The sequence below is a fragment of the Azoarcus olearius genome, from assembly GCF_001682385.1.
Taxonomy (GTDB): Bacteria; Pseudomonadota; Gammaproteobacteria; order Burkholderiales; family Rhodocyclaceae; genus Azoarcus; species Azoarcus olearius.
In genome coordinates this window covers 24,101-40,083 of sequence record NZ_CP016210.1, presented here as the reverse complement: position 1 = coordinate 40,083, position 15,983 = coordinate 24,101, and the positions used below count along the sequence as shown (strand labels likewise).

14 protein-coding genes are annotated in these 15,983 nt (G+C 64.5%); 7 read left to right on the top strand and 7 right to left on the bottom strand.

Annotated elements, in window-relative coordinates; all coding sequences use genetic code 11:
• Positions 1-10: 10 nt before the first annotated feature.
• Positions 11-469, bottom strand: coding sequence for a (2Fe-2S)-binding protein (locus dqs_RS00160; protein WP_011763758.1), 459 nt, complete (start codon positions 467-469; stop codon positions 11-13).
• 160 nt (positions 470-629) lie between these two features.
• On the opposite strand from dqs_RS00160, the gene dqs_RS00155 reads away from it, so the two are divergent.
• Complete coding sequence (locus tag dqs_RS00155; protein ID WP_011763757.1) at positions 630-1,535, top strand: LysR family transcriptional regulator; 906 nt, start codon at positions 630-632, stop codon at positions 1,533-1,535.
• Between the two features lies 1 nt (position 1,536).
• Here dqs_RS00155 and dqs_RS00150 read toward each other — a convergent pair whose 3' ends face one another.
• Positions 1,537-2,676, bottom strand: a complete 1,140-nt coding sequence (locus dqs_RS00150) for an ABC transporter substrate-binding protein (protein WP_011763756.1) — start codon at positions 2,674-2,676, stop codon at positions 1,537-1,539.
• Between the two features lie 201 nt (positions 2,677-2,877).
• Here dqs_RS00150 and dqs_RS00145 point away from each other — a divergent pair, with 201 nt between their 5' ends.
• From dqs_RS00145 to dqs_RS00125, 5 genes are all read left to right on the top strand, one after another.
• Positions 2,878-3,459, top strand: coding sequence for a DJ-1/PfpI family protein (locus dqs_RS00145; protein WP_011763755.1), 582 nt, complete (start codon positions 2,878-2,880; stop codon positions 3,457-3,459).
• A 124-nt stretch (positions 3,460-3,583) separates the two neighbouring features.
• Positions 3,584-4,057 (top strand): tellurite resistance TerB family protein, encoded by a 474-nt coding sequence (locus tag dqs_RS00140; protein ID WP_065339314.1) that lies wholly within the window; start codon positions 3,584-3,586, stop codon positions 4,055-4,057.
• Positions 4,058-4,083: 26 nt separating this feature from the next.
• Positions 4,084-4,434 (top strand): hypothetical protein, encoded by a 351-nt coding sequence (locus dqs_RS00135; RefSeq protein WP_065339313.1) that lies wholly within the window; start codon positions 4,084-4,086, stop codon positions 4,432-4,434.
• Positions 4,435-4,437: 3 nt separating this feature from the next.
• On the top strand, positions 4,438-4,968 hold the full coding sequence (locus dqs_RS00130; protein WP_065339312.1) for an MOSC domain-containing protein: 531 nt from the start codon (positions 4,438-4,440) through the stop codon (positions 4,966-4,968).
• 404 nt (positions 4,969-5,372) lie between these two features.
• Positions 5,373-5,930: a flavodoxin gene (locus dqs_RS00125; RefSeq protein ID WP_011763751.1), complete on the top strand. Its 558-nt coding sequence runs from the start codon at positions 5,373-5,375 to the stop codon at positions 5,928-5,930.
• Positions 5,931-6,063: 133 nt separating this feature from the next.
• On the opposite strand, the gene dqs_RS00120 is transcribed toward dqs_RS00125, so the two are convergent.
• Both dqs_RS00120 and dqs_RS00115 read right to left on the bottom strand, forming a co-directional pair.
• A complete protein-coding gene (locus tag dqs_RS00120; protein ID WP_065339311.1) occupies positions 6,064-6,708 on the bottom strand; it encodes an RluA family pseudouridine synthase in 645 nt (214 codons plus the stop codon).
• 81 nt (positions 6,709-6,789) lie between these two features.
• On the bottom strand, positions 6,790-7,737 hold the full coding sequence (locus tag dqs_RS00115; RefSeq protein ID WP_065339310.1) for a LysR family transcriptional regulator: 948 nt from the start codon (positions 7,735-7,737) through the stop codon (positions 6,790-6,792).
• Positions 7,738-7,854: 117 nt separating this feature from the next.
• On the opposite strand from dqs_RS00115, the gene dqs_RS00110 reads away from it, so the two are divergent.
• A complete protein-coding gene (locus dqs_RS00110) occupies positions 7,855-8,709 on the top strand; it encodes an oxidoreductase (RefSeq protein WP_065339309.1) in 855 nt (284 codons plus the stop codon).
• Between the two features lie 1,110 nt (positions 8,710-9,819).
• On the opposite strand, the gene dqs_RS00105 is transcribed toward dqs_RS00110, so the two are convergent.
• From dqs_RS00105 to dqs_RS00095, 3 genes are all read right to left on the bottom strand, one after another.
• Positions 9,820-11,358: a DUF2357 domain-containing protein gene (locus dqs_RS00105; protein WP_065339308.1), complete on the bottom strand. Its 1,539-nt coding sequence runs from the start codon at positions 11,356-11,358 to the stop codon at positions 9,820-9,822.
• Positions 11,359-11,376: 18 nt separating this feature from the next.
• Entirely contained in the window at positions 11,377-13,638 is a 2,262-nt protein-coding gene (locus tag dqs_RS00100; RefSeq protein ID WP_157108118.1) for an McrB family protein, read from the bottom strand.
• Positions 13,639-14,131: 493 nt separating this feature from the next.
• Positions 14,132-14,869 carry a hypothetical protein gene (locus dqs_RS00095; protein WP_065339306.1) on the bottom strand — a complete coding sequence of 246 codons (738 nt, stop codon included), beginning with the start codon at positions 14,867-14,869 and terminating at the stop codon, positions 14,132-14,134.
• Between the last annotated feature and the right edge of the window lie 1,114 nt (positions 14,870-15,983).

Sequence of the window (15,983 nt, the reverse complement as noted above, 5' to 3'; positions counted from 1 at the left end):
CGTGCGCTCCTTACGCCAGGCTCTTGGCGGCTTCGTGGATGGCGGCGCGGATGCGCACATAGGTGGCGCAGCGGCAGATGTTTCCGCCCATCGCGGCGTCGATGTCGGCGTCGGTGGGCTTGGGGTTGGCGGTGAGCAGCGCGGTGGCGGACATGATCTGGCCCGACTGGCAGTAACCGCACTGCACCACGTCGAGCTTCTGCCACGCCTTCTGCACCGCGGCGCCGACGCGGGCCTTGCCGACGCCCTCGATGGTGGTGATCTTCTTGCCGGCGGCGGCCGACAGCGGCGTGGAACAGGAGCGGATCGGCTGGCCGTCCAGATGCACGGTGCAGGCGCCGCACAGGCCCATGCCGCAGCCGAACTTGGTGCCGGTCTGGTCGAGTCCGTCGCGCAGGACCCACAGCAGCGGGGTGTCGTCGGGCAAGGCGGTTTCCACCGGCTTGCCGTTGAGGGTGAAGCGGGTCATCGGCGTCTCCTGGAGATTGGGACGGGGGTCGTTCGGATTCGGTTGGGGCCGGGGGTGTGTGCGGTCGTCATGGCTGCCGCACTGAAATGACGTTCAGCTTAGACGCGGATTCTTTTAAGATCGACGCCGCAATCCTGCATGCGTCTTTAAGTACTGCTTAATGATCGAGCCTTCGCTATTACCCGCGCTTGCGGCTTTCGAATGCGTTGCGCGCCACGCCAGTTTCAGTCGCGCGGCGGCGGAACTGGGCTTGTCGGCGTCGGCGCTGTCGCAATCGGTGAGCACGCTGGAGCGCAGGTTGGGGCTGCGCCTGCTGGCGCGCACCACGCGCCACGTCGGTCTCACTGAAGAGGGCGCGCGCCTGCTCGACGGCGTGCGGCGCGGGCTGGCCGAACTCGGCGGCGCGCTCGCATCGGTGGACCATGCGCGCGAGCAGCCCTCGGGCACGGTGCGGATCACGTTGCCGCGGCTCGCTTTTGCGCTGTATTTCGCGCCCCATGTGGATGAGTTCGCGCGGCGCTACCCGGAGGTGGGGATCGAGTTCTCGCTCGATGACAAGCTGGCCGATCTGGTCGCGGACCGCTTCGACATCGGCCTGCGGATGGCGGACAACATCGCCGGCGACATGGTGGCGATCCCGCTCGGGCGTCCGCAGCGCCTGATCGTCGCCGCGGCGCCGGCGTATTTCGCGCGCCATCCGGTGCCCTTGCAGCCGGCCGACCTCGCCGAGCACGACTGCATCCGTTTCCGCTTCCCGACCAGCGGGCGCAACGCGCGCTGGCTGTTCCGGCAGGATGACGGCGACTTCGAACTCGAGGTCCGCGGCCGCTTTACGGTGAACGATGCCGATGCCGAACTCGACCTGCTGCGCCGCGGCCTGGGCATCTCGCAGGTGGTGGAATCCATGGTGCAGGACGACCTTGCCGCCGGCCGCCTGCGCGAGGTGCTGGCGGAGTACGCCTGGCCGATGCCGGTCGCCCACCTGTACTTCCCCAGCCGCGCCCAGATGCCGGCGCGGCTGCGGGTGTTCATCGATTTCTTCCGCGCGATGAACGCGCCAGCCTGAACTACTGCACGTAGCGGCCGCTGCCGCGCACCAGCGAGAGATCGACGTAGCGCGAGCCGGCGCGGCGGCCGGGGCCGAAGCCGACCTCGTAGCCGCCGAGGTTGAGGCTGTGCAGGTTCTCCAGCGCCTGGGTCAGCTTTTCCGGGCTGGGGTCGGGCCCGGCGCGGCGCAGGCCTTCGACCAGCACGCGCGCGGCGATGTAGCCTTCGAGCGTGGTGTGGTTCACCTCCACGTCCTTGGCCGCCGCGGCGTCGCGCTGGAAGTCGCGCACGACCTGGGTGCTTTGCGACCACGGCGAGGGCACCACCTGGGAAATCACCACGCCGTCGGTGTCCTGCCCGAGTTCCTTCAGCAACTGGTTGCTGCTGACCACCGAGAGGCCGAAGAACTGGGTGCGCTTGCCGCTTTTGAGGTAGGCGCGGATGAAGTTGACCGAGGCCTGCCCCGCGGTGGCTAGGATCACCGCGCCCGGCGCGCGCGAGCCGAGCGCGGCCACGGCCTGGGCGGGATCGTAGGTTTGCGGCGGAATGCTGCCCACTGCGGCGGGCTTGAGCTGGTAAGCGGCGAGCACGGTTTCGGCGCTGCGCAATCCGGAGCGGCCGAAGCCGTCGTCCTGGTACACCACGGCGATGTCGCGCACGCCCACCGTGGTGAGGTATTCGACCATCTTGCGCATCTCGTCCAGATAGCTGGCGCGGGTGTGGAACAGGTAGCGCGCGGTGTCCTCGCGCAGTTCGGGCGCGCCCGTGAGCGGCGCCAGCAGCGGCACTCGCGCGGCCTCGGCCAGCGGCGCACAGGCGGCGGTGGGGCCGGTGCCGGTGTAGCCGAACAGCGCCACGACTTTGTCCTGCGCGATCAGGCGGCGGGTGTTTTCCTTGCAGCGTTCGGGGTCGTAGCCGTCATCCAGCGTCACCAGTCGCACCGGCTTGCCGTTGACGCCGCCCGCGGCATTGACCGCATCGAGCTGGAGCTTGATGCCGCGTGCGTAGAGCAGGCCGTTGGCTGCCTGCGGGCCGCTCAGCACGATGGACTGGCCCACGGTGATGGCGCCGGGTTCGGCGCGCGCGGGGAGGGTGTGGAAAGAAAGCGCCGCGACGAGCGCGCAGCACAGGGCAAGGGCGAACGAACGCCGTCCGATCATCGTGTTCTCCTCCAGAAAATCCTGGTGTTGTTTGTCGATGCCGTGACCTTGTTGCGGCTGCGCTGCCGGCCCGGCTCGTTTTTGTGCCGGCAGCATACCGCAAACCGTGCCGCGCGCAGCGGCGCGCGTGTTCTGGTGGCGGGGCCGTGCGCTGTCTAGACTGAGGCCAGGTTTTTCCCAACCCTGCGCAAGGAGACGACGATGGCGGCGAAGAAGATCCTGATGATCACCGGCGACTACACCGAGGACTACGAGACCATGGTGCCCTTCCAGGCCCTGCTGATGGCCGGCCACACGGTGCATGCGGCCTGCCCCGGCAAAAAGGCCGGCGAGCAGGTGCGCACCGCGATCCACGATTTCGAAGGCGACCAGACCTATAGCGAGAAGCCGGGCCACAACTTCACGCTCAATGCCGAGTTCGACAGCCTGCGCGCCGAGGATTACGACGCGCTGGTGATCCCGGGCGGGCGCGCGCCGGAATACCTGCGCCTCAATCCCAAGGTGATCGCCGCCGTGCAGCACTTCTTTGCCGCCGACAAGCCGGTAGCGGCGATCTGTCATGGCGCCCAGGTGCTGGCCGCGGCGGGCGTATTGAAGGGGCGCACCTGCAGCGCCTACCCGGCGTGCGCGCCGGAGGTGAAGGCGGCCGGCGGCGAGTATGCGGAGATCCCGGTCGACAAGGCCCGGGTGGATGGAAAACTGGTCACCGCGCCGGCCTGGCCCGCCCACCCGGACTGGCTGGCGAAGTTCCTGCAGGTGCTGGGCACCACTATCACGCCCTGAGCCTCGCCGCGCTTGAAGTGGGCGCCATCGCCCCCATCTGGAGGCGATGGCGCGCGGCGGGAACTCCGGGCGCGGCGCACCGCCCTAATCGCAAGCCTTACGTCACCGCCTGGTCTCCGTCCCGATGCTTCGTACCCTGAAGGAACTCTTTGCCAGCTTCGCCGCGCCTGACGACAGCGCGCCCGCCACCGAGCACCGGCTGCAGCTTGCCGCCGCGGTGCTGCTGGTGGAGGTGATGCGGGCCGACGCGGTGAGCGGCGCGGTCGAGCGCGAAGCGGTGATCGGCGCGCTGCGCAACAAGTTCGGCCTGGGCGAGGACGAAGTGGCCCGCCTGCTGGAACTGGCCGAGGCCACTGCCGACGACGCGCCGGATTTCTACGCCTTCACCTCGCAGCTCAACAAGGGTTTCAGCCCGGAGCAGAAGCTGCGGATGGTGGAGCATCTGTGGCAGGTGGCGTTCGCCGACGGGGCGCTGAGCCATTTCGAGAACCAGCTGATGCTCAAGCTGGGCGACCTGCTCTACATTCCACGCGGCGAATTCGTCGCCGCCAAGCAACGGGCGCGGGCCACCGCCCCGTCGCTTGATCCCAGCCCGTGAGCGGCCCCGGCCGCAGCAGGAGAACCATGCAATTCGACCGAGATCCGGCCGCCGGCCCCGGCAGCCTTCCCCCGCCCTCCGCCCGTCCCGCCGGGGGGCTGAAGAAGGCGCTGGCAATTGTGGTCGCCGCCGCGCTGTTCGTGCTGGCGATGATGGCGTCGGTGGTGCTGTTCGCGGTGGTGCTGACCGCCGGCGCGGTGTTGTGGGGCTACCTGTGGTGGAAGACCCGCGCCGCGCGCAAGGCGATGGCCGAGCGCATGGCCGAGGCGCAAGCCTGGCAGCAGCGTCAGCAGCAGGGGTCATCCGGCGCGAGCGGCCTCGTCCTGGAAGGGGAGGTGATCCGCGAGATCCGGCCCGGCGACGAGGACAGGCGCTGAGCGGTGGACGCGGACGATGACCTGCGCGCCCTGACGGCGCGGTTTCCGCGCGCTGGGCGGCTCGATGCGGTGCTGCTGCGCAGCGCGCGGCGCGGCGAGGTGGTGCGCGCGGAAGCGGCCGAAGCGATCGCCGGGCGTGGCCTCGCGGGTGACCACCGGACGAGTGGCGGGCGGGGAGGCGGCAAGCGCCAGGTCACGCTGATCCAGGCCGAACACCTGCCGGTGATCGCCGCGCTCGTGGGACGGGACGCACTCGATCCGGCGCTGCTGCGGCGCAATCTGGTGGTATCCGGGATCAACCTGCACGCCGCGCGTTCCTTGTTCGACGATCAAGCGCTGGTGCTGCGCATCGGCGAGGTGGTGCTGGAGGTCACCGGCCCCTGTGATCCCTGTTCGCGCATGGAAGCGGTGCTGGGCCCCGGCGCTTATAACGCCATGCGCGGCCACGGCGGCATGACCGCCCGCGTGCTGGTGGGCGGGCCGCTGCGCGTCGGCGACGCGGTGCGTTGCTTGCTGGGGGCGGCCGCGAGCTGACCCCCGGCTGCCGACGTGGTCGCGCCGCGCCTCCTGCGGCCATCTTTTCTTCGTGTAGCGGCGCTCGGTACATACCTTGCTTGATCCCCCGTGGTGATGTGAGCGCGCGTTGCGGCTGCGGCGCGCTGGCCGTCGACGGCCAGCGCCCGCTGTAGCGCCGATGACCGCAGGCTGCCACAGCGCACGCTCCACCGAAGGGCCGCAATGCCCTGTATGGCTGACGACAATGCGGGCACCAGCGTCGGAGGTGCGACGGAGCGCCCTCGCGGAGCGGCAGGACCTCGCCGTTCCGGGCGCGCGCGCAACCGTCCTCCACCGGCGGAAACCTGACCGCGCCGGGCGCCGCGTCTGAGCGCCACGGCGCCGGTGCGGCCTTGAAGATTCACTCATCCCAGGTACAGACCATGAACAAGATCGGCATGTTTTTCGGCACCGAAACCGGTACCACCCGCCTCATCGCGAAGAAGATCCACAAGAAGCTGGGCGACGAGATCGCCGACAAGCCGGTGAATGTGAACCGCATCGAACCGGCGGACATGCTGAAGTACGACGTCCTGATCCTCGGCACGCCGAGCTACGGCATCGAGGAAGTGCCGGGCCTCAGCGCGGGTTGCCTGGAGCCGAACTGGGCGGAATTCCTGGTGAAGATGGACAAGCCCGACTTCAGCGGCAAGCGCATCGCGCTGTTCGGGCTGGGCGCGCAGGAGCGTTATTCGGAGCGCTTCTGCAGCTCGCTGATGCGCATCTACGAAATCTTCAAGGGCTACGGCGCCGAGATCGTCGGCGACGACTGGCCCACCGACGGCTACACCTTCCAGCAGTCCGCCGCGGTGAAGGACGGCCGCTTCGTCGGGCTGGTGATCGACGAGCGTACCCAAGGGATGTACACCAACGAGCGCATCGACACCTGGGTGGCGAAGGTGAAGCCGCTGCTGCTGGAGAAGCTCGGGGTCGAGGCCTAAGCGGCGTCTGTTCAGCGCCCTTCCCGCTGGGGCCTGGGCGCCTGCCCGCGTTCCTCACCGTTCGCCTTGAGCCTGTCGAAAGGCGTTCGCGCGCGATGCGGGTTTCGACGCGCCTGCCCCGCCGGGTGCGGGTTCAGAACGGCACCGGGCTGTCGAACTGCATCGGCACCCGGCGGTCCGGGTGGATGAAGGCGATGCCGGCCGCATGCAGGAACATGCGCGGGTGCGCCGCCGCGCTTTCCGGCGGGGCATACAGCGGATCGCCGACGATGGGATGGCCGATAGCCATCAGATGCACCCGCAGCTGGTGCGAGCGGCCGGTCATCGGCTTCAGCTCCAGCCGCGTCACCGCCGCGTCGCCCGCCCCGCTGCGTTCCAGTACCCGATAGCGCGTCAGCGCCGGGCGGCCGCGCGCCGCATCCACGATCTGCCGCGGCCGGTTCAGCGGATCGGCCGCCAGCGGCAGCGCAATCTCGCCTTCGTCCTGCGCGACATGGCCGTGCACCAGCGCCACATAGCGCTTGCCCACCACCCGCTGCTCGAAGGCGAGGCTCATCCGCCGCAACATCTCCATGCCGCGCGCCAGCAGCACCAGGCCGGAGGTGGCGGCGTCCAGCCGATGCACGATGAGGGCATCGTCGAACTGCGCCTGCACGCGCAGCGCGAGGCAGTCCTGGCGGTCCTCGCCGCCGGCCGGCACCGACAGCAGGCCGGCGGGCTTGTCGGCGACGATGAGGCTGTCGTCGGTGTAGAGCAGGGTGGGGGTGAGCTGCGGCATCACTGGCGGGAGACGAGGGGCAAAACCGGATGATGCCGTGACCGCGCGGCGTTTGTCGCCGGTGGTCGCGCGCAGCCGCGCTCAGGACTGTTCGGCGACCAGCCGTTCGAGTTCCTCGCGGCCGAGGTGGAAATCCGGGTGGTCGGCGAGGCGGCCGACGATGAAATCGATGAAGGCGCGCGTGCGGCGCGGCTGCTCGCTGCGGCGGCGGTAGTAGAGGTGGATGCCGTCGCGTTCGGCGACATGACGGACCAGCAGCGGCACCAGCCGTCCCGCGCGGATGTGGGTGACCGCCGAGAAGCTGGCGAGCTGGCCGATCGCGTTGCCGGACAACACCGCGTCGACTTCGGCGTCGACATCGTTGCAGCTCAGCACTGCCGGCACGTCGCGGCGGATGGTCTCGCCATCGACGAGGAATTCCCACGGCGCGAGCTTGCCGGTATTGGCCTGGCGGTAGCCGCTGCAGCGGTGATGGACCAGATCGTCGATGGTGCGCGGCGCACCGTGGCGTGCCAGGTAGTCCGGCGCGGCGCAGACGATCAGCTGGATCGGCAGCAGGCGGCGGGCGATGGTGCCTTCGGCGGGCGAGGCGCCACCCCGGAAGCCGACGTCGGCGCGCTCGGCGACGAGGTCGGTGAGGTGGTCGTCGAAATGCGCATCGACGCGGATCTCGGGATGCAGCCGGGCGAACTCGACGATCAGCGGCCACAGCATCGTGCGGCCGAGCGCCGTGGGCGCGCTGATGGTCAGCAGGCCGCCGACGTCGTCGCGCGCCTTGCGCACATCCTCGATCGCCGCGAACAGCACGTCGAGCGCCGGCGAACTGCGCTCGAACAGCATGCGGCCGTCCTCGGTCAGGCTCAGCCGGCGGGTGGTGCGGTGGAACAGCCGCACGCCGAGCGACTTCTCCAGCTGCATCACCGCGTGGCTGGCGGCCTGCGGCGAGATGCCCTGGTCGATCGCCGCCCGCCGCAGGCTGCCGAGCGTGGCGGCGCGGACGAACAGCGAGAGCGCACGCACTTCGTTCATCGGTGGACTCGATTAGCAAATTTCAGTTGATGAATAGTACAGCGATAGCCATCTATTTCTTGCTTATCGCCCGGCCTAAGCTTCGCTCACCTTCTACACACACCAAGGAGCAAGGCCATGAACACCAAGCAAACCACCTTCAAGCGCGTCTGGTTCATCACCGGTGCCTCGCGCGGTCTCGGCGCCCTGATCGCCCGTGCGGCGCTGGATGACGGCAACGCCGTGGTCGCCACCGGCCGCAATGCCGATGTCGTCCGCGAACGCCTCGGCGACCATCCCGGCCTGCTCGCGCTGGCGCTCGACGTCACCGTCGAAACCCAGGCCCAGGCCGCGATCGAGGCCGCGGTGCGCCGCTTCGGCCGCATCGACGTGCTGATCAACAACGCCGGCCACGGCCTGCTCGGCGCGGTCGAGGAATCGAGCGACGCCGACACGCGGCGGATGTACGAAACCAACGTGTTCGGCCTGCTCAACGTGACGCGCGCCGTGCTGCCGGTGATGCGTGCCCAGCGCGCCGGCCACCTGATCAACTTCTCGTCGATCGGCGGCTACAGCTCGGCGGTGGGCTTCGGCGTGTATTGCTCGACCAAGTTCGCGGTCGAGGGCCTGTCCGAAGCGCTGCACGCCGAACTCGCGCCGCTCGGCGTAGCTGTCACCGTGGTCGAACCCGGCTACTTCCGCACCGATTTCCTCGACTCGACCTCGCTGGTGGTCGCGCCCCAGGTCATCCCCGACTACGCCGCCACCGCCGGCCAGGTCCGCGAGGGCGCGAAGCAGCTCAACCACAAGCAGCTCGGCGACCCGGTGCGCCTTGCGCAGGCGATGTTGCGCCTGGTGGATGCCGAACGCCCGCCGCTGCGCCTGGCACTGGGCAGCGACACCTTGCGCGCGATCGCGGAGAAGAATGCTCGGGTGAATGCGGAGACGGCGGCGTGGGCGGAACTGTCGCGGTCGACGGATTTTCCGGGGTAAGGGAGAGGGGCGGATGTGGTGCGCTGGCGTGCCAGTGACAACCCGCGACCGCCCGCCCTAGAAGCAGAAAGGCGAAAACCCGCTCGGGTTTTCGCCTTGTCGTCATGCTTGCCGGCGGTAGCGCCGGCTTCGATGTAGCGGCGACCATAAACTGGCAGAGAGCTACCCGCCAGTTCCTGGCTTCTGACGAATTTGTGACGCAAATCTTGGCACGAATGCAGCCATAAACTGGCACATTATCACTCACGGATTTCCGGCAGCGTCAAGAGCGACGATAAATTAAGTAGCTGAATTATATAAAAAAATGGCGGAATTTCAACCCGTTGTCGGACGAGAGCCCGTATGGAGTCTGTCAGGTGGCAACGCCCGTCATGAGTTGTCGAAGGCTGGTTCGCCACCGCTGTCATCGTGATCGGCATCAGCACGTGCCGATACCCCAGGCAACGCAGCGGTTGGCTGGGGTACGCCGCTCAGCAAACTCGGTGAGGACAAAAGTTCCCGGCCAAGCACAGCATGTAGGCGATCGAGCTATCAAAAGCCTTTACGGCCGACCGTTGGGGAGGTGCTCGACACGCCGTTTGACCACGGGGCGTACCGTGTGGCTACGCTTATGCTGGAAGACAGGTCGTCTTCGGCACTGTTCTCACTGTTAGCGTGCTGCGTCTCCGGGAATCCCAAGGCTCGGTCTAGGAGGACGTCCTGTCGGCACTGGACTATGTTGAAACAGCCTTGACCCGAGGATGAAGCCACATGAGAACAATGTTCACAAGTCGCATCAACGTTGGGCGGACGCTCCGAATCCCGCCGCCGCTTGCGAAGCGCCTGGATCTGGGCGTGGGGGATCAAATTGATTGCCGTCTTACGGAAGATGGGAGGGTCATCGTCAGCAAAGTGTTGACTAAGGAGCAGGAACGTATCGTGAGACTTCGGAAGCGTTTGAGGGCAAGACGTCCGTTTCACACGTAATCGTCCGTGCTCCTCGGTAAAGCGGGTAAGGCGGTAGAAGGCGGAGTCTAGGCCTCGGGCGACAGCTAATTGAGTGAGGTCGCACTCGCGTGTGTAGCTACTGATCCCGTTCGGTAAGTCTCTCGCCTGGCCCGGAGCAAAGGATTAGGTATCCAGCCACGCTTTGATGTGGGCCTGCGCTCGTGATCCCCCCGCTGCGGTCGGTCGGACGGAACTCACAGCTCCTACGCCGTGCGCCCGGATGAACTCGTCCTTCTCCAACTCCTCAACAGAAGGCCAGCCGGGCAACAGAAGCAAGCACGGGCAGGGCCGCTCGGTACCGATGCGTAGGGCGTCGTGATAGATGTGGGCCGACTCCATGGCCTGGAGCACATTGCCACTCCCGCTGCGCCACTTCGCATCGAGCACCATGGCTTTGGCACCCGACGCCCGGTGGAGCACCAGAACAATGTCGGGACGGCGCTCGCCAGATAGGCTCCAACCTAATCGGCCGGTTGTCGCCTTCAGTGACGGAAAGGTTGCTTGGAAGAGCACCTCAAGCCGACGCCCGTCGGGGAGCTCAAAGTGGAATGCACGCTCGGCCGCTGTGGCCTTCCCTCGAACTTCCACCGGTGTGCATCCGGTAATCTGCGCAACACAGGTGACTGTGCGCAGAAAGCACCAAGTCTCGTAGATTCCCCAAGATGGTGGCACATGCAGCAGATCACTGGGATCGGTGCCATCGACCTGCGTCGCCAGTGCTCGGCATCCCAGTCGATACGCTCTACTGTAGATCGGTTGAGCCGCAATCTGTGTGAGTCCTGCTGCCGATGTCTCCGTCGTCGAGACCTCTCGGAACAACGAACCATACAGGAGCTTATGAGTCCGCTTGGCCATAGATCCCAGATCGTGCAAGCGCCACTCCAAGCGAAGGACCTGTTCCTCCCTGGGACTTTCAAGACCGCAGCGCTGAATCGCTTCCTCAAGCCGACCCACCGTAGCCTTGAACCGGCGCAGCAGCGCCATGAGAGTTCGGTTGGCAGGCGTATCGAAGGTCGGGATTGAGGTCAGGCTGTTGAGCTGAAATGAGTCGATGGACTCGGATGGTAAGGATTGCCGGAGGGCTATGGTTGCGACGCGGCGGTCTTGGAGTGCGGTGGGATGCAGTCGGCGCACGCGAGAAAGCGGAAGGACCTGCGTGTCGACTGTCAGGAGGCGGTGGGGTGAGCGAACGATCCGTTCGACCGCGTCGAGAAACGCAGGGCCATGCTCCCGAACCCGCGTCAGAAGCATGTCGAGCTCGTAACGCCCGGGGCGCCCCTCTCGTCCAAATGTCATCGTCGCCGACGACAGGCCGCTCAGCAGCGACTGATCGAACGCCCGGATCTCCGTCACCATCGCGGCAAACTCGTCCTGGCCGCTCTTCGCAGGACTGGGACTCACATCGAAGATGTAGCGTTGCCTCGCGTTGTCGCCTTGCGCCATCTCCGCCACGACTCGGCCTGCATAGAAGCTGGGCCGCCACCGGAATACCGTCGCACTTTCCCGCTGGAGCCGTACGTCATCAACGTAGATTGCCGCCCCTGGCTCTTCGACCTTGAGGAGATAGTCCATGTCCTCGGTGAGGCCGGCGAGCACTGTGTCAGGCAGGACGTCCTGCCAAGGCAGGTCCTCGCATGCGTGGAGCGGACGAATGCGCAGCATGTCGCGGGCAGGAGATACCTATCGCCAGAACCGCGCTGAACCCATAGCAGCCAAGTCCTCCTGCAAGCTCTTGACCTTCTCGCAACAGCGCAGGAGACCATTGTCCGCAAGAACTTTGTAGGTGTCTTGTAGGGCCTTCTGGAACTTCACCGATGCTTCTCCCCGCAGCTTCGGGAGGACCTTCGCGTAGATGACGTTGTCTAGAGCTGTCTTTTCCGTGGGTGCAAAGCTCGCATGAAAGGTGAGGAAGCTGAGCACATCGTCAATCGTGCGCCATCCGAAGTGAAGTCGGACGGGAGCGAGCGCATCCACCAACTGGGTGAGAACGGCTTGGGTCTTCTCCTTGAGTGCTTGGGTGAGCTGCACTGTTTTCCAGCCGGGGAAGTCCTGCACGCTGATGTTCCAGAACTCAAGTGTGTATGCCCGATCGAGCACCTTGTCAGAGAGCCCGTGCGTTGTCTCGTCCATGTTCAGTGTGCCAATGATGGCCAGGTTGGACGGATAGCGAAGCCGCTTCGGAATTGGGGTGCCGTCGTCGCCCAATTGGTGGAGGTCGAGCCACCCGCGAGTCTCCATCGCTGAAAGTATCGGCGCCAGGTACTGCTCAGGGTGCGAGAGGTTCATCTCGTCTAGGATGGCGACATACGGTTGTTCGGGGTCTGCTGCTGCCCGCAACAGGAGGTCTAGGAACGGCGCGCTGCGGTACGACGACTCTTGAATTGGATTGACGTAGCCGAGCAAGGGGCTTGGGTCATACCAGCCAGGCTGGACCGGAATCACACGGACTCGATCGTGGTCGCCCTCGGCTGCGTTGCACAGAGCCAAGGCGTAGTTCAGTGCCAACTGGGTCTTACCGGAACCCGAAATGCCCGTCAGCACGGCGAAGTGCCGTACAGGATGGAACCAGAGGCCCGCATGCAGTTGGCTGACGAGTGATTGGTCGAACGCCAGCTTACCTTGCGCCAACTCGTTCAGGCGCTCCCAAAGCGGGGCGAATGCGGGAACTAGCACTTCTTCTGCAACTTCGGCTTTGACGTCCTCGACGTCCTCGACAGCCTCCACAGCCTTTGGAAGACTTTGCGGTACCCATGTCACCAGCTCCGCCCAGCGCCTCCCCCGCTCGGTGAGCTCCATCTGCTTTTTATCGGCAACGATGACGCCAAGACTGCTCAACCACCAGAGCAAAGACGAGGGCGCGAAATCTGAGGTCCAGCCAGGGTTAATCTTCCTCAGCATGGCCACTAGACCAAGCTTGGTCTGCGGCCCCGACTCTAGTGCCTTGACCACGTTATCTACACCGAGGATCTTCGTGAGCAAGTGATCAGCAAGCTCGTCAGGGTCTTGGGTTTCAAGCAAATTGATGCCGCGCGCGCTTAGTCCGTACGTGTCTCCATCGCGTTTGCACAAGTCGAACTCGCGCGAGACTACGTTGATGGAAGTGATGAGGCTGGACGGGGCAAGCTCGGGGTTGCTCTGCTTAATGATGTCGGCGAACTCTTCCTTCGATACGCCCTCACTGAGCTCAGGCAGGTAACCGAGTAGCGTCTGAAAGCCTCCTTTGATCGACGTCAGCCCTTTGCGGCGAAGAGTCGCAGGCAGTGGTTTGAGGGTGGTTACGTCCCCGGTCGGGGCTGCTGACGCCTCATTCGTACCGTCGTCGACGACGCGCTCGTACAACATCCACGGTAAGCAAATACGGCGGACTGCGTCGATCGGTGTGCCGCCGGTTACTGGTCCCAGAACGGCATCAACACGTGCCCGGATTGCGTTGTGCGCACGCACAGGGTGGTCGTTCGCGCCGCCGCCCATCTCCTGGTGTAGGAACAGCAACTTTCCCGGGTCCGCAAGCGTCGTAAAGTGCTCGGGATAAATCGCGCAGAGTACGCGATTGATTTTCAGTCGCGGCGTGCGCCCGCAAAGAGGTTTGAGCTGATCCCGAAGGCCATTGTACAGGGCAGTAAGTTGGGCCTGCGCCTCGACAGCGTCCGTAGCGAGGGGTTTGGAGACTTCTGCGGCGAACCAGCTCCGGAAAGCAACGTCCGCTAGCGCCGGAGCGACCTTTACTGAGCCCATGCCCGTAGCTGCAACCGGGTTATCGTCCCAAAGACGCTTGAGGAAGTCTGCATCTTGCAGCTTGCTTGGAATGCTGGCCTTCACTTCGTCGAGGAAGGCTGACAGCTTGGCGTACCAACCTTGGGCACCCACGGATATGGCAGTCCCGGCAAGTACTGCATCAAGCTGCGCCTTCAGCGCGGCATCGCTCTCAAGCCTTCCAGTCACAAACATCTCCCCTGACACGAAAAATTAGGCGTCTCAAGGACGCTGTATGTCTGGGGCGTATTTTGCCACCAACTAATGTTCGTTCGACCTCACATGTCTATGCGGTCGACATGACGAATGTCAGGGTTGGGTGGCATTCGGGCCATCTTTCCATGTGAGGGATGCGCCCGAAATGCATGGGTACGTCCAAGCCCATTGCTCAATGGCCAGGAGGTCGCAAGAGACCGAGCTTCACTGCTAACTGTCGCGGTATCGCAACTGTAACGTTTGTGCCCTGTGACGTGACGTCCACTGACATTTCAGTTAGCCCGTCGAGTTCAAGGAACACCGGAAAATCCTCCGGCGCAAGGCATTCCTCATAAAGATGTGCAGAAGCGCCGCTCGCTTCATCGACACAGTACTTCAGGCTGGCTTTCGTGCTCATGGAGCTGCCTTGGGGAATGGGAGTGCTGAGGTGACCGATTTGACTGACGGTTCGCGGGCGCGGCATCGGTCAGCGATAGGGCTGGCCTGTGAGCCGGTCGCAACGTGCCGAATACGCTTCGGCCAAGCGAAACATCGCAGCAAGCCGTTCACGGCTGCCTGCACTCCTCCAACGGTAGCGAAGCGCTGCGGACTCATCGGCCGCCTCAACAACGACGGGTGGCATTCCGTTGTATCGGAAGTCGTTGCGTAAGGTGATCTCCAGCGCGAAGACCACGTGCCGCCAACCCATGGCGGCGGGTTGAGGCAAGTGAAACGCGTCTGCGTATGCCCGCGCGGCCAGTTGCTCTGCTGACAACGTTAGCAGGTCGGCATCTGCGCCTTCTTCCTCGCGTTCATGCGCGCGTGGTTCATCGAGCGGAAAATCTTCCCCGTTGTGCTTCTCACATTGCGTGCTGATCCAGCCCCGCTCGTTGCGCGTGCGCACTGCGGGCGCGCCGCACGTCTCGCAGACGAAGCTGCTCAGGAAGTCGGCGTACCAAGTCAGTGCCGCAATGTACTCATCACCGCCACGATAGTAGAAACGCAGACCGCCAAATTTCTCCTTCACTTGCATAGCGATGACCGGCGGGACGTGTTGGGCGGTTACGTGTTTCTGGATTTCTTCGCACAGCGTGTCGATGAGCGCGAACCAGCCGTTGTCACACGAAAAGCCCCAACACATTGCAGTCTCTGTCATCGACGCATGCCGATCACGGAAGATGGCCGGGTAGCGCTCGCAGAGCAACGCATCAAGATCGTGGTCCACTTGGTTCTTCCTTCTTCGATCGCCTTCGTCACCGACGCTCGCGGCGCGCGGTCAGAATGTCGCTGGGCACATAGGTCCCTGGAAAAGCCGTGGTGTTGTCCCCCAGGCGGGTGCATTGCGCCAAGCGTTCCGCTTCGGCACAGGGCGATACAGACATCATCGTGGGCATCACTGCAAACGTCCGGTGGGTCATCCTCGATCACAGACTAGCTCACTCCGGAACGATGTTCAACGCATTGTTTATAAAGACAAAATGAAAGAATTTCGAGGGGCGAAACTGAAAAAAGCGAACATCGATTTCTTGGATACACTTCGGCTTTCAGGGGACTCTCTGACTTCCTTGGTTCCGGACGCAGGCCCATTGCCCGCATGAGCTTAATGACCGAGGGAGTCAGCAAGGGTGGAGGCGTCGTGTGATTGCGAAGATATCACCCTGCGACAAGCCGACTTGTCCATCACGCCATCGAAATCCAGGAAGAGAATCATGTTTGCGGTACGGGCTACCGATTTGGGCCGATGCGAACCGTGTAGACAGACTTTCGGCTTCGCTGACCGACGGGCCTGAGGCCCTCTTGCCGAAGCAGAGGGCAGACGAGAGGACGCGGATTGAGCGGCGCCCAATCGTCTGTCAAACGGACCTTTACTGAGTCGAATGCTTTTGCGTCTGCTCGAAGAGTGACTCCAGGTCCATGCTGAGGTCTCGCTCGGTTTTTACGAGACACAAGGTCTTCCATGCGTGCCACACGTACCGCGCGTCGCTGCAGGAGCCCGGTGTTCCGACGACAAAGTACGCCCTACCACTCTGGCTGACGCAACAGCGGGTGGCAGGATCGATGGACACGATCGGACTGGAGACCCGACCGCTGGGCTGTTCGTCCGGGCGGCCCACGAGATGGCAGCTTACTTCGTCAGAGTTCTCGAACGACACTTCATACATGCGCCATTGCGACAGAAGAATTTGTGGACGGCGAGCGACGGATTCCACGGGCCAAATGTTGAACCCGGAGTGGATGCTGAACTTTGCCTTTTTGTCCATATCGAGACCTCCTCCTCCAATGCGATCCACTACGGACCGCTATGGAGGGGATGTCTTTCGATCGAGGACAAAGCTGCT